Genomic DNA, 14,132 nt, shown 5'->3' with positions numbered 1-14,132 from the left:
TGCGCCAGCCTGCCCCTACGGCAGCTTTCCACCCCGCACGACTGCATCGCCCTGCCCTACCCCCTGCCCCTGTCGCCGCCCGCCCGTCCGACAGCCCTGCACGGCCCCGGCCACACCGCCCACGCCCTCCCGCAAGGCCCCCACATGGCGCGCCCATAGATTTCCCGCGCGCGAGGGGCTACATCTTGTAGACCGCGACGGCGCCCGCCGATTGAATGGGGCGGGGAGCTGAGGGAAAGGGCAACGATGGGTCCCGGGACCGACACATCCATGGACGCTGCCGATTTCAGCGACGAGGCCTGGGTCAACGTGCTAGCCGCGGTGGACCGCACCTATGCCGATCTGGTCGCCCATCAGGAGCAGCTGGAACGGCAGGGCGAAGAGCTGCACGAGCTGCGCCGCTTCATCGCCTCGGTCCTCGACAGCGTCAGCGAGATCATGGCCGTGGTCGGTCGCGACGGCACCATCGAGGAGGTCAGCGCCTCGCTCTGCACCGTCACCGGGCGCGCGGCCTCCGACCTCGTAGGCCGCCCCGTGGCCGAGATCTTCCGCACTGAACGGGCCGAGGCCATCGCCAAGGCCCTGACCGACCTGCGCCTGACGCTCTCGAACACGCGGTTCGAGGCCAACGTGATCACCATCGAGGGCCCCTCGCCCTTCGAGTTCACCCTCTCTGCCCGGATCAACGACCGGCACCGGCTGATCGGCGCCGTCCTCGTGGGCCGCCCGCTGGGAGAGCTGCGCCGCGCCTATTCTGAACTGGAGGAAAGCCACCGCGCCCTGCAACAGGCGCAGATGCAGCTGGTGCGCAACGAGAAGCTCGCCTCGCTGGGCCGCCTGCTGGCAGGCGTGGCCCATGAGCTGAACAACCCGATTTCCTTCGTCTATGCCAATGCCCACGCGCTGGAACGCTACGTGGGCCGGTTCGAGACCTATTTCGACCGCGTCCAGTCCGGGGCCTCGCGGGAGGAACTGGTCTCGCTGCGCGAGGAGCTGAAGCTCGACCGGGCCCTGCGCAACCTGCGGCAGGCGATCGACGGGGCCCGCGACGGGGCCGAACGGGTGCGCGACATCGTGGCCGACCTGCGCAGGCTCTCGGCCGAAGGCTCCGGCACGGCCTCGGTCTTCGACCTCGTGGAGCTGGCCCGGGTCGCGGCGCATTGGGTCGAGCGTGGCTCGAAAAGCGGGCTGACCACCAGTTTCACCGGCATGACCTCGCTGAAGGTGCAGGGCACGCCGGGGCATATCCAGCAGATCGTCATGAACCTGATCCAGAACGCCATGGACGCGGTGCAGGGCCTCGACGATGCCGCCGTCAGCGTCGAGATCGGTATCGAGAATGGCCGCGCCGTCCTGACCGTCCGCGACACCGGCCCCGGCGTGGCCGAGGAAAACCGCGCCGCGATCTTCGATCCGTTCTTCACCACCAAGCCCGTGGGACAGGGCACCGGCCTCGGCCTCTCGATCAGCGCGAAGATCGCCGAGGAACACGGCGGCGCCCTGACGCTGGGCCCCGGGCCCGGGGGCGACTTCCGTCTTGCCCTGCCGCTTGGCACCGGGGCCGATCCCGCCCGCCCGGGCGACGCAACAGGCACTCCAGACCGACCGGAGGACACGTGAACCTTCTGTGGCTTCAATCCGCAGGCTGCGGCGGCTGTACCATGTCGCTGCTCTGCGCCGAGGACCCAAACATCTTCGACCTGCTGACCGACGCGGGCATCGACCTGCTCTGGCATCCCTCGATCTCGGTCGAGACCGGGGCCGAGGTGCGCCGCCTGCTGGAGCGGATCGAGGCCGGGGAGGAAACGCTCGACGTGCTCTGCGTCGAAGGCTCCATCGTGACGGGCCCCAAGGGCACCGGGCGCTATCACATGCTGGCAGGCACCGGGCGGCCGATGCTCGACTGGGTGCGCAGCCTCGCGCCGCTGGCGCGCGACGTGGTGGCCGTGGGCACCTGCGCGGCCTATGGCGGCGTGACCTCTGCGGGCGGCAACCCCGCCGGCGCCGTGGGGCTGGCCTATGACGGCAAGCTCAAGGGCGGCGCCCTGCCCAGTGATTTCCGCGCCCGCTCGGGCCGCCCGGTGATCAACGTGGCGGGCTGCCCGACCCATCCCGACTGGGTCTCGGAAACGCTGCTGCTGCTGGCCGAGGACCGTCTGGCCGAAGCCGACCTCGACCCGCTGGGCCGTCCGCGCTTCTATGCCGACAACCTCGTGCACCATGCCTGCACCAAGAACGAGTTCTACGAGTACAAGGCCTCGGCCCGCGAGCTTTCGGAAATGGGCTGCATGATGGAGCACCTCGGCTGCGTCGGCACGCAGGCCCATGCGGATTGCAACATCCGGCCATGGAACGGCGCGGGCTCCTGCACGCGGGGGAATTACCCCTGCATCAACTGCACCGCGCCCGAGTTCGAGGAACCCCGCCACCCCTTCACCGAGACGCCGACCCTCGCGGGCATCCCCATTGGCCTGCCCTCGGACATGCCCAAAGCGTGGTTCATGGCACTTGCATCGCTGTCGAAGGCCGCCACGCCGAAACGGATCGACGTGAACGCCCATTCCGACCGCCTGAAGATCCCCCCCGGCGCGGGAAAGGGCGGCAAATGAGCGAACGGCAACTCCTCGTCGGGCCCTTCAACCGGGTCGAGGGCGATCTCGAGATCAAGCTCGACATCCGCGACGGTCAGGTGGCGGCGGCGTATGCGAACTCGCCCCTTTTCCGCGGGTTCGAGATGATGCTGCCCGGCAAGGACCCGCGCGATGCGCTGACCCTGACGCCGCGGATCTGCGGCATCTGTTCCGTCAGCCAGTCGGCCGCGGCGGCCTTTGCCCTGGCCGAGGCCTCGGGCGCCCGGATGCCCGCACAAGGCGCGCTTGCGGCGGCGATCCTGCACGGGGTCGAGAACATGGCCGACCATGTGACCCATTTCCACCTCTTCTTCATGCCCGACTTCGCCCGCCCCGCCTATGCGGGCCGCACATGGCATGACCGCGCCGTGCAGCGGTTCACCGCGCTTCAGGGCAGTGCCGCACGCGCCACCGCCGAGGCCCGCGCGCGTCTCTTCCACATCGCGGGCACGCTGGGGGGCAAGTGGCCCCATACGCTGGCGATCCAGCCCGGTGGCGTCACCCGCGCGCCCGCCGCACAGGACCGGGTGCGGATGCTGGCCACGCTGCGCAGCTTCCGCCGCTACCTCGAAGACGGGCTCTTCGGTGCGCCGGTGGAGGCCTTCGCCGGGCTCTCGACGCTAGTGGAGCTGGAGGCATGGGAGACGGGCGACGCCGGTCTCTTCCTCGCGATCTCCACCGATCTGGGGCTGGAGCGCGGCGGCTTCGGCCCGCGCCGCTACCTCTCCTTCGGGGCCTACCCGCTGGAGGGCGGCCGCGCCATGGCCCCGGGCCTGTGGGAGAACGGCATGACCGGCCCCTACGACGCGGGCCAGATCAGCGAAGACCTCAGCCACGCATGGATGCTGGGCGACACCGCGCATCCTGCGCAGGGCCAGACCCTGCCTGACGAGGACATGCGCGAGGGCGCCTACAGCTGGTGCAAGGCCCCGCGCCTCGACACCCGCGTGGTGGAGGTGGGCGCGCTGGCCCGGCAGGCCATCGACGGACACCCGCTGGCACAGGTGCTCGCCGCCGAAGGCTCCACCCGCGCCCGGATCGCGGGCCGCCTGCTGGAAATCGCCCGGTTGCAGCTGCTGCTGGAAAGCTGGGTGCAGGCGCTCGATCCCGATGCGCGCTTCATGGGCGAGCAGCCCACTGTGAAGGCCGGGAGCGGCGCCGGGCTGGTGGAGGCCGCACGTGGATCGCTGGGCCATTGGCTGCGGATCGAGGGCGGGCGGATCGCGTCGTACCAGATCGTCGCGCCGACGACGTGGAACTTCTCGCCCCGCGATGCCACCGGCACGCCCGGCCCGGTGGAAATGGCGCTGGTCGGGGCCGAGGTGGCCGAGGGCGAGGAGACCCCGCTCTCCGTCCAGCATATCGTGCGCAGCTTTGACCCCTGCATGGTCTGCACGGTGCACTGAGGCCCAGCAATGACCCGCCCGCCCAAGACCTCCGGCGAGACACAGCCCCCGACGCCGGCCCCCACATCGGCCCCCGGCAACACCGAGGACGAGCCGGCAGGCGGCGCGCCCGCCGCCCGCCGCATCCGCGTGCGTGGGCAGGTGCAGGGCGTGGGCTTCCGGCCCTTCGTTTGGCAACTGGCCCGGCGCATGGGGCTGGCGGGCGAGGTGCTGAACGATGCCGAGGGCGTGCTGATCCATGTCGCGGGCCCGAACCTCGACGCCTTCGAGGCGGCCCTGCGCGCCGAAGCCCCGCCGCTCGCCCGGATCGACGCGGTGGAAAGCGCGGCGGCGGAGCGGCCCGCCAGCGAGGGGTTCATCATCGCCGCCTCGGGCGCGGCGGGGGCCGAGACGCGGGTGACGCCCGATGCGGCCACCTGCCCGGCCTGCCTTGCCGAGGTCCGCAGCACGGGCCGCCGCGCGGGCTATGCCTTCACGAATTGCACCCACTGCGGGCCCCGCTTCACCATCGTGACCGGCCTGCCCTATGACCGGGCGCAGACGACGATGGCGCCCTTCCCGCTCTGCCCCGCCTGCCGGGCCGAATACGATGACCCGGCCGACCGCCGCTTCCACGCACAGCCCGTGGCCTGCCCGGACTGCGGGCCGAAGCTCTGGCTGGAGGGCCCCGATCCGGCACCGGGCGCGGCAGAGAGCCCCCTCGCCCGCGCCGCCGCCCTGCTGGGCGCGGGGCAGGTCCTCGCCATCAAGGGCCTCGGCGGGTTCCACCTCGCCTGTGACGCGACCAACGCCGAGGCGATCGACCGGCTTCGCGCCCGCAAGCACCGCCCGGCCAAGCCCTTCGCCCTCATGGCGCCGCTCGACCTGATCCGCCGCCACGCCGCGCTGAATGCAGAGGAAGCGGACCGCCTAGCCGATCCCGCCGCGCCGATCCTGCTGCTGGAAAAGGTGGGCACGCCCCTGCCCGAGGCCCTCGCCCCCGGGCAGTCCACGCTGGGCTGGATGCTGCCCGCCACGCCGCTGCACTGGCTGCTGGCCGATGCGGTGGGGCGGCCGCTGGTGATGACCTCCGGCAACCTCTCGGGCGCGCCCATGGCGATCCACAATGCGGAGGCGCGCGAGATGCTAGCGCCCTTCGCCGATGCCTTCCTGCTGCACGACCGCGACATCGCCCGCAGGCTGGATGACAGCGTCGAGCGGATCACCCCGCAGGGCCCGATGATCCTGCGCCGGGCTCGCGGACGGGTGCCCGGCACCCTGCCCCTGCCCGAGGGCCTGCCCCACGCGCAGGTGCTGGCCATGGGCGGGCAGATGAAGGCCGCGCTCTGCCTGACCAAAAATGGGCAGGCCCTGCTGGGCCACCACCTCGGCGAACTCGACGAGGCCCTGACGTGGGAGGCCTTCCTTCAGGCCGAACAGGACTACAGCCAGCTCTTCGACCATCGTCCGCAGGCCGTAGCCTGCGACCTGCACCCCGGCTACCGCGCCACGCAGCACGCCCATGCCAGCCCCCTGCCGGTGATCGAGGTGGCGCATCACCACGCCCACCTCGCCGCCTGTCTGGCCGAGAACCTCTGGCCGCGCGACGGCGGGCCGGTGGCGGGGATCGTGCTGGATGGCACCGGGCTGGGGCCGGATGGCACGCTCTGGGGCGGCGAACTGCTGCTGGGGGATTACGAGGACTGCACCCGCACCGCCCACCTGACCCCCGCGCCGCTCATTGGCGGCGACCGGGCCGCGCAGGAGCCTTGGCGCAACGCGCTCGCCCGGCTGGATCAGGCGGGGATCGCGGCCGAGGCGCATCTGGCGTCGCATCCGCTGGCGCTCGCCCGGCAGGCGGCGCGGATGAACGCGCCGCTCTCCTCCTCGGCGGGAAGGCTCTTTGACGCGGTCGCGGCGCTCCTCGGGCTCTGCCCCGCGCGGCAGAGCTTCGAGGGCGAGGCCGCCATGCGGCTGGAGGCGCTGGCCTGCCAACCCGAGGGCCGTGCGGCGCTGGCCGCTGGCGATCCGGGCTATGACTTCGGCAATGAGTCTAAGATCGACCCCGCCCCGATGCTGCACGCCCTGCTCGCCGACAGGAGCCCCGATCCGGTCCGCGCCGCGCGGTTCCATGCCGGTCTGGCGCGGGCCTTTGCCAGCCGTGCGAGGGCGCTCGTGGAGAGCGGTGCGGCGCGGGCCGTGGCACTCTCCGGCGGGTGCTACCAGAATGCGCTGCTGCTCGACCTCACGGCCCGGGCGCTTGCCGATCTGCCGCTGCTGATCCACCGCGAGACGCCCGCGAACGACGGCGGGCTGGCGCTCGGACAGGCGGTGATCGCTCTGGCGCGGCTGGAAAGCGCCTGACCACTGCCCCGGAAGCGACGGCTGTGGCCTGACCACGCTGCGGGCGCAGAAAAGCGGACACTTTCAGCACAAGCTATTGATTTACAAGCAAGTAAATCACCTCACGCGCCACCGCGTTTTTCCCTCAGCACACCAAGGTATGCCGCTGCATGATGCCCGAACCAGCGCAGGGCCCCCGCCCGAATTCGGAGGAGACGCAGCTTGAGCCAGATCGAAACCTTCTACGACGTGATGCGCCGGCAGGGGATCACCCGCCGCAGCTTCATGAAATATTGTTCCCTGACCGCCGCCGCCCTTGGCCTCGGTCCCGCCTTCGTGCCCAAGATCGCCCACGCGATGGAAACGAAGCCCCGGACGCCCGTCATCTGGGTGCACGGCCTCGAATGCACCTGCTGCTCCGAGAGCTTCATCCGGTCGGCCCACCCGCTGGCCAAGGACGTGGTCCTGTCGATGATCAGCCTCGACTACGACGACACGCTGATGGCCGCCGCAGGGCATCAGGCCGAAGCGGCGCTGCAGGAGACCATCGAGAAGTACAAGGGCAACTACATCCTCGCCGTGGAGGGCAACCCGCCCCTGAACGAGGACGGCATGTTCTGCATCGTCGGCGGCAAGCCCTTCGTCGAGCAGCTGCGCCACGCGGCCAAGGACGCCAAGGCAATCATCAGCTGGGGCGCCTGCGCCTCTTATGGCTGTGTGCAGGCGGCCAAGCCGAACCCGACCCGCGCCGTGCCGGTGCACAAGGTCATCACCGACAAGCCGATCATCAAGGTGCCCGGCTGCCCCCCGATCGCCGAGGTCATGACCGGTGTGATCACCTACATGCTGACCTTCGACCGCCTGCCCGAGCTTGACCGTCAGGGCCGCCCGGCGATGTTCTACGGGCAGCGCATCCACGACAAATGCTATCGCCGTCCGCATTTCGACGCCGGCCAGTTCGTCGAGGAATGGGACGACGAGAACGCGCGCAAGGGCTATTGCCTCTACAAGATGGGCTGCAAGGGCCCGACCACCTACAACGCCTGTTCCACCGTGCGCTGGAACGAGGGCGTCAGCTTCCCCATCCAGTCCGGCCACGGCTGCATCGGCTGTTCCGAGGACGGCTTCTGGGATCAGGGCAGCTTCTACAACCGTGTCACCGACCTGACCCAGTTCGGGGTCGAGAAGAACGCCGACCAGATCGGCCTTGCCGCCGCGGGCGTGGTGGGTGGCGGCATCGCGCTGCACGCCGCCGTCTCGGCGCTGAAATCCGCACAGAAGAAGACGCAGGACCGCAAGTCCGCGAAGGAGGAGGTGTAAGCCATGGTCATCCAGACCCCCAATGGCTTCGAGCTGGACAATTCCGGCCGTCGCATCGTCGTCGATCCCGTCACCCGGATCGAAGGCCACATGCGCTGCGAGGTGAACGTCGACGATCAGGGCGTGATCCGCAACGCCGTCTCGACCGGCACCATGTGGCGCGGGCTTGAGGTGATCCTCAAGGGCCGCGATCCGCGCGACGCTTGGGCCTTCACCGAACGCATCTGCGGCGTCTGCACCGGGACCCATGCGCTGACCTCGGTCCGCTCGGTCGAGGATGCGCTTGGCATACAGATCCCCGACAACGCGAATTCGATCCGCAACCTGATGCAGCTCGCGCTGCAGATCCACGACCACGTGGTGCACTTCTACCACCTGCATGCGCTCGACTGGGTGAACCCGGTCAACGCGCTGAAGGCCGATCCTAAGGCCACCAGCGAATTGCAGCAGATGGTCGGCCCGAACCACCCGATGTCCTCGCCGGGCTATTTCCGCGACGTGCAGAACCGGCTGAAGAAGTTCGTGGAAAGCGGCCAGCTGGGCCTGTTCAAGAACGGCTACTGGGACAACCCGGCCTACAAGCTGCCCCCCGAGGCGGACCTGATGGCCACAACCCACTACCTTGAGGCGCTCGATCTCCAGAAGGAGATCGTGAAGGTCCACACGATCTTCGGCGGCAAGAACCCGCATCCGAACTGGCTGGTGGGCGGTGTCCCCTGCCCGATCAACGTCCATTCCACGGGCGCGGTCGGGGCGATCAACATGGAGCGCCTGAACATGGTTCAGTCGATCATCCAGCAATCGCTCGACTTCAACCGCAATGTCTATATCCCGGACGTGATCGCCATCGGCGGGTTCTACAAGAACTGGCTCTACGGCGGCGGGCTCTCCTCGCAGGCCTGCCTCGCCTATGGCGATATCCCGGAGCATCCGAACGATTTCAGCCCCGAGCAGCTGCACCTGCCGCGCGGCGCGATCATCAACGGCGACCTCTCGGTCGTGCATGATGTCGATCCGCGCGACCCGGAGCAGATCCAGGAGTTCGTGGACCATTCGTGGTACACCTACGGCGAGCCGGGCAAGGGCCTGCACCCCTGGGACGGCGTGACCGAGGCACAGTACGAACTGGGCCCGAACGCCAAGGGCACCCGGACCAATATCCAGGAGCTGGACGAGGCCGCGAAATACTCGTGGATCAAGGCGCCGCGCTGGAAGGGTCACGCGATGGAGGTGGGTCCGCTGGCCCGCTACATCATCGGCTATGCCAAGGGGCACGAGGACATCAAGGATCAGGTCGACGGGCTGCTGCGCGCGATGGACCTGCCCTTCGATGCGATCTTCTCGACGCTGGGGCGCACTGCCGCCCGCGCGCTGGAGTCGGAATACTGCTCGCGCCTGCAGCAGCATTTCTTCGACAAGCTGATCACCAACATCAAGAATGGCGACGAGAGCACGGCCAACATCGAGAAGTGGGACCCCTCGACCTGGCCCAAGGAAGCCATGGGCGTGGGCATGACCGAGGCGCCGCGCGGCGCGCTTGGCCACTGGATCAAGATCAAGGACGGCCGGATCGAGAACTACCAATGCGTCGTGCCGACCACATGGAACGGCAGCCCGCGCGATACCTCGGGCAACATCGGGGCCTTCGAGGCCAGCCTGATGAACACGCCGATGGAGCGCCCGGAAGAGCCGGTCGAGATCCTGCGCACGCTGCACAGCTTCGACCCCTGCCTTGCCTGCTCGACCCACGTGATGTCGCCGGACGGCGAGGAACTGACCACCGTCAAGGTGCGCTGAGGGAGGAGACCATGATGCGTAAACTGAGCAAAGGCGCGGCGATCACCGCCGCACTCGCCACGCTGCCGCTGGCGGCACAGGCCCACGGGCTGCATGAGGCGACCCACGACGAGGCGAGCCACCTTGCCGCCCACCTCGGGCCGCTGGCCCTGCTGGCGGCGGTGGGCATCGCCGCCTACCTGCTGATCCGCCGCCGGGAGGGGGGCAAATGACCAGCCCCTCCCCCAAGGCCATCCGGCTCACCGGGGATGCAACCGAGGCCGATCACGCGACGATCCGGCGCGACACCAGCGTCTACGTCTACGAGGCCCCGGTCCGGCTGTGGCACTGGATCAACGCCGCCGCGATCATGGTCCTGATCGTGACCGGCTGGTTCATCGGCTCCCCGCCGCCTTCGATGCAGATCGCCGAGGCGACGCACCAATTCGTCTTCGGCTATATCCGCTTTGCCCATTTCGCCGCCGGCATGATCATGACCGTGGGCTTCTTCGGGCGCATCTACTGGGCCTTCGTGGGCAACCACCACGCCAAGCAGATGTTCATCCTGCCGCTGCACCGCAAATCCTGGTGGGTCGAGGTCTGGCACGAGATGAAGTGGTACGCCTTCCTCGAGAAGACGCCCAAGAAATACGTGGGCCACAACCCGCTGGCGCAGATCGCCATGTTCTTCTTCATGACCGTGGGGCTCAGCTTCATGATCGTGACCGGCATGGCGCTCTATGCCGAGGGCGCGCAGCAAGGCAGCATCTTCGACCTCGTCTTCGGCCCGCTGCGGGACTGGATCGGCAATTCGATGGTGCTGCACCAGCTGCATCACCTCGGGATGTACGCGATCCTCATCTTCATGATGATCCACATCTATGCCGCGATCCGCGAAGACATCATGTCCCGGCAGTCGATGGTCTCGACCATGATCTCGGGCACGCGGACCTTCAAGGACGACGAGGACTGAAGCCCTCTTGCGGGGTTTGAGACAGGGCGGGCTTCGGCCCGCCCTTTTCCGTTGTGCGCCTGTCTGCCCACACCAAAACATCGCCCCCCGCGCGGAACAAGGCCGCAGGCCGCCGCGCATCGTAGGCAGGCCCCCACGCGGCGGCGATTTGGTGAGGCTGGGCGGTCCCTCGCGAGGGAGGGACGAGTTTCGCTACCATAAAGTGGTGGCCAGAGAGCTCCGGATCGCCTCCGCGCGCGCCGTCGATGCGCGGCTCCCCTCTTGGTTCCGGGCGCGCAGGAACGGCGAAAAATCGTGGCTCCGTGGCAAGTTAGTGATCAGAATGACAGGTCATTGTGGCGCCAGATTGGCGACGCCAAAGCGCATCATGCAAACTTACTTTCCACTCATGCGCACATATTGAATACTTGATTTGCATATCACTCATTGCCGCAACGCAGCAAAATCCACATAAATCCTTCAAAATCAGAGACTTGAATAAAATACACCGCAAACTCAGGAATCGCTGCGCCAGCCGACCGCCAAGCCTATTTTCGAAATCAGCAGAGACCGGAAAGCAGCCTGCCAAGGCGCAGTCCGGCGACGCCACCAAGGGAGGGACATCATGGCGCACAAGGCGCTTATCCTGGGCATCGGCAACGTGCTTTGGGCAGACGAGGGCTTCGGCGTTCGCTGCGTCGAACATGTCGCCCGGACGCTGGCCTACGGGCCGGAGGTCGCCATTCTCGACGGCGGCACGCAGGGGCTCTACCTGCTGCCCTTCCTCGAGGAGGCCGACATCATGGTCGTCTTCGACGCGGTGGACTACGGCCTGCCCCCCGGCACCATGAAGGTGGTCGAGGGCGAGGACGTCCCCTCCTTCATGGGCGCCAAGAAGATGTCTCTGCACCAGACCGGCTTTCAGGACGTGGTCGCGACGGCGCAGCTGATGGGCTACTGCCCGGAGCAGATTGTGCTGATCGGCTGCCAGCCGGTGGAGCTGGAGGATTTCGGCGGCGGCCTGCGCCCGCAGACGGCGGCCCGCATCCCCGAGGCCGTGGCCATCGCCCGCGACTGGTTGGCCGCGCGCGGCATCACGGCCACCGAGGGCCAGACCGCAACCAACGACCTGGCCGATCCGGCGCTGCACCGCGACGTCTACGAAGGCGGCCGCCCCTCCGAGGAGGTGGCCTGCCGGATCGGCGACGCGCGCTTCTTCCCGGCGGCGGAATAGGCCCATGTGTCTTGGCATCCCGATGAAGGTCCTCTCGGTCGACGGCATCGCGGCCACGGCCCTCGACGGGGACCGCGAGGAGTTGATCGACCTGTCGCTCACCGGCCCGCTGGCCCCCGGCACATGGGTGCTGACCTTCCTCGGCACCGCCCGCGAGGTCATCACATGGGACGAGGCGCGGCTGATCCGCGACGCGCTCGGCGGGCTGCGCAGCCTGATGGAGGGCGGCGATCTGGGAGATGCCTTTGCCGATCTCGACGCCCGCAGCCCCAGCCTGCCCCCCCATCTCGCCGCGGCGGCCGCCGCGGGCAAGACGACCGCCTGAGGAGACCCCGATGTCCGCACCGCAACACCCGCTCGTCACGCGCCTGACCGCCGAGATGGGCTATCCCGTCCTCACCGACTGGGCCGCGCTCGAAAGCTTTGCCGAAGCGCCCGGCGCCCATGTGGTCTTTGTCCCCGGCGAGGCGGCCCGCAACCTGGAAACGCCCGACGTGGCGATCATCCTGCCCGAGCTGCACATCGCCTTCCAGCGCGCCTTCGACTGCGCCGTGGCGGGGGATGAGATCGAGACCCGCCTGCGCGAGGAGACCCGCGTGCTCAAAACGCCCTCGCTGATCTTCTTCCGCGACGGGGTCTTTGTCGGCGGCATCGCCCGCGTGCGCGACTGGGACGATTACATCGCGCGGATCCCGCGCATCCTCGCGGCGCAGCCCACAGCCCACGAAGAGGAGGCCTGACATGCAGAACTTCCACCTGCCCCCCACCGGCTACGGCCCCGGCTCCCAACCCGAGCCGGAGGACGGCAAGGAGCTGGAATACATGCAGCTGCCGCAGGACATGCGCACCTATACCGCGCATCTGCCCGACGTGGAGCATGCCCCCAAGGGCGCGCTCGACCTGCTGGCGCAGCTGGCCGATGCGGCGGATCGCGTGGCCGAAGGCGGCGCGGCGGAACGCTTCGACCTCTCGACGCTGGATGCCGACAGCCGCCGCGTGCTGGCCGAGACGCTGGGCGAGGGCGAAGTGGCCGTGAAAGTCCGCGGCATCCCGGCGCTGCGCGTGCAGGAAAGCGTCTTTGCGGGCATCTGGGTCCTCTCCGCCGTCGGCGTCGATGCCGTCGAGGTGGCGCAGGTGCCCAGTGATGCGCTGACCCGCGCCCATGAGCCCTTCCGCCCCGCCACCGGCGACAAACCCGGCGCAGGCGTCGTCAACGCGCCCTCGCTGCTAGCGGAGCTGACGGAGCATTCCGCCAATCCGCAGGCCCCGCTGCATGTGATCAACCTCTCGCTGCTGCCGCATACGGAAGAGGACCTTGCGTGGCTCGAGGCCCGCCTCGGCGAGGGCTCGGTCGACATCCTGTCGCGCGGGTATGGCAACTGCCGCATCCGGGCGACCGCCCTGCCCCGGACGTGGCACGTGCAGTTCTACAACTCGACCGATCAGCTGATCCTCGACACCTACGAGATCACGCCCATGCCCGAGGTGGTGCTGGCCGCCCGCGAGGACCTGTCCGACAGCGCGGAGCGTATCCGCGAAGTGGCGGAGGCGATCCGGTGAAGACGACCTTTGAAGGCTCCTTCCTGGGCGCGATGGACAAGATCAGCCCGCAGGCCGTGATGGAATGCAAGGTCTGCTGGACGCCCTACGATCCGGCAGAGGGCGACGACAGCCGCCAGATCGACGCGGGCACGCCCTTCACGGCGCTGCCCGGGGATTGGTCCTGCCCGACGTGTTCGGCCCCGAAGGAACAGTTCATGGTGCTGGAAGACCCCGGCGCCGACGCCATGCGCGAGGCCACGCGGATCAACGCCGCCACCGCCCGGCTGGTCGATGACTTCACCGAGGTCTGGCATTCCAAGATGCGCGACGTGCCGCTCGTGAACAAGGCGCTGCACGTGGAGGCCGTGGGCTTCCGGCTCTGGGAAGGGCAATTCCTCGGCGTGCTGATCTCGCCGTGGTTCATGAACCTCGTGCTGATGCCCGATGGCGACAGCTGGGATCACCTGACCGCCGGCGCGAAGGAGGTGATCGCCTTCCCCTCCGGCGACTACGAGTTCATCCACAACAGCCGTCCCGCCACCGGGGGCTACAAGGCCTGTTCGCTCTTCTCTCCGATGGGGGATTTCCAGCGCCACAAGGATGCCACCGACGTGGCCCGCGCCGTGATGGCCGCGCTCTTCGATCCCGAGAACCGGGCCGAGACCGACCGCAGCGCCGACATCCGGGCCGCGCGGGAAGAGGAGATCGCCACCATCGCGGCCGCAGAGGCCGCCGCCGCAGAGGCGGAGGCGGAGGCCCCCTCCGCCATGGGCCAGGCGCCCACGCGCCGTGCCGTGCTGACCGCCGGGCTCGCCTCCGATCCCGACACGAACGATACCCCCGAGACGTCTTCCGAGATAGGCGCGCGCGCAGGAGCGCCCGCCGAATGAGCAAGGCCGCCGCCTCCCTCTGTCCTCCCCTCCCGCTGCGTGCCGACAGTGGGCCGCGCC

At 68.7% G+C, this 14,132-nt stretch carries 13 protein-coding genes; all 13 read left to right on the top strand.

The features are described 5' to 3' along the window. Positions 1-270: 270 nt before the first annotated feature. The 13 genes from LCM32_RS03335 to hybE all read left to right on the top strand — a co-directional run bounded on the left by LCM32_RS03335 (position 271) and on the right by hybE (position 14,072). Positions 271-1,620: a sensor histidine kinase gene (locus LCM32_RS03335; protein WP_224819628.1), complete on the top strand. Its 1,350-nt coding sequence runs from the start codon at positions 271-273 to the stop codon at positions 1,618-1,620. Then, positions 1,617-2,609 (top strand): HupU protein, encoded by a 993-nt coding sequence (locus LCM32_RS03330; RefSeq protein ID WP_224819627.1) that lies wholly within the window; start codon positions 1,617-1,619, stop codon positions 2,607-2,609. Before LCM32_RS03335 ends, LCM32_RS03330 begins: the two co-directional genes overlap by 4 nt. Beyond that, positions 2,606-4,036, top strand: a complete 1,431-nt coding sequence (locus tag LCM32_RS03325; RefSeq protein WP_224819626.1) for a nickel-dependent hydrogenase large subunit — start codon at positions 2,606-2,608, stop codon at positions 4,034-4,036. The genes LCM32_RS03330 and LCM32_RS03325 overlap by 4 nt, the downstream gene beginning before the upstream one ends. A gap of 9 nt (positions 4,037-4,045) precedes the next feature. Beyond that, on the top strand, positions 4,046-6,379 hold the full coding sequence (hypF, locus tag LCM32_RS03320) for a carbamoyltransferase HypF (protein WP_224819625.1): 2,334 nt from the start codon (positions 4,046-4,048) through the stop codon (positions 6,377-6,379). A gap of 201 nt (positions 6,380-6,580) precedes the next feature. Further along, positions 6,581-7,678 carry a hydrogenase small subunit gene (locus LCM32_RS03315; RefSeq protein ID WP_224819624.1) on the top strand — a complete coding sequence of 366 codons (1,098 nt, stop codon included), beginning with the start codon at positions 6,581-6,583 and terminating at the stop codon, positions 7,676-7,678. A gap of 3 nt (positions 7,679-7,681) precedes the next feature. Further along, positions 7,682-9,475 carry a nickel-dependent hydrogenase large subunit gene (locus tag LCM32_RS03310; RefSeq protein ID WP_224819623.1) on the top strand — a complete coding sequence of 598 codons (1,794 nt, stop codon included), beginning with the start codon at positions 7,682-7,684 and terminating at the stop codon, positions 9,473-9,475. Positions 9,476-9,486: 11 nt separating this feature from the next. Then, positions 9,487-9,687 (top strand): hypothetical protein, encoded by a 201-nt coding sequence (locus LCM32_RS03305; protein WP_224819622.1) that lies wholly within the window; start codon positions 9,487-9,489, stop codon positions 9,685-9,687. Further along, a complete protein-coding gene (gene cybH / locus LCM32_RS03300) occupies positions 9,684-10,427 on the top strand; it encodes a Ni/Fe-hydrogenase, b-type cytochrome subunit (protein ID WP_224819621.1) in 744 nt (247 codons plus the stop codon). The genes LCM32_RS03305 and cybH overlap by 4 nt, the downstream gene beginning before the upstream one ends. 604 nt (positions 10,428-11,031) lie before the next feature. Continuing rightward, positions 11,032-11,640, top strand: coding sequence for a HyaD/HybD family hydrogenase maturation endopeptidase (locus tag LCM32_RS03295; RefSeq protein ID WP_224819620.1), 609 nt, complete (start codon positions 11,032-11,034; stop codon positions 11,638-11,640). 4 nt (positions 11,641-11,644) lie between these two features. Further along, complete coding sequence (locus LCM32_RS03290; protein WP_224819619.1) at positions 11,645-11,965, top strand: HypC/HybG/HupF family hydrogenase formation chaperone; 321 nt, start codon at positions 11,645-11,647, stop codon at positions 11,963-11,965. A 10-nt stretch (positions 11,966-11,975) separates the two neighbouring features. Continuing rightward, the gene (locus tag LCM32_RS03285; protein WP_224819618.1) at positions 11,976-12,380 is read left to right on the top strand and encodes a hydrogenase accessory protein; all 405 of its coding nucleotides are present in this window, start codon (positions 11,976-11,978) and stop codon (positions 12,378-12,380) included. A gap of 1 nt (position 12,381) precedes the next feature. Beyond that, complete coding sequence (locus LCM32_RS03280; protein ID WP_224819617.1) at positions 12,382-13,200, top strand: hydrogenase expression/formation protein; 819 nt, start codon at positions 12,382-12,384, stop codon at positions 13,198-13,200. A 32-nt stretch (positions 13,201-13,232) separates the two neighbouring features. Then, positions 13,233-14,072, top strand: coding sequence for a [NiFe]-hydrogenase assembly chaperone HybE (gene hybE, locus LCM32_RS03275; protein WP_224819886.1), 840 nt, complete (start codon positions 13,233-13,235; stop codon positions 14,070-14,072). Positions 14,073-14,132 lie beyond the last annotated feature (60 nt).

The organism is Pseudooceanicola nanhaiensis (genome assembly GCF_020171315.1).
GTDB classification, from domain to species: Bacteria; Pseudomonadota; Alphaproteobacteria; order Rhodobacterales; family Rhodobacteraceae; genus Pseudooceanicola; species Pseudooceanicola nanhaiensis_A.
Note: the sequence above shows the minus strand (reverse complement) of the source record. Positions and strands in the feature narration are given on the sequence as shown.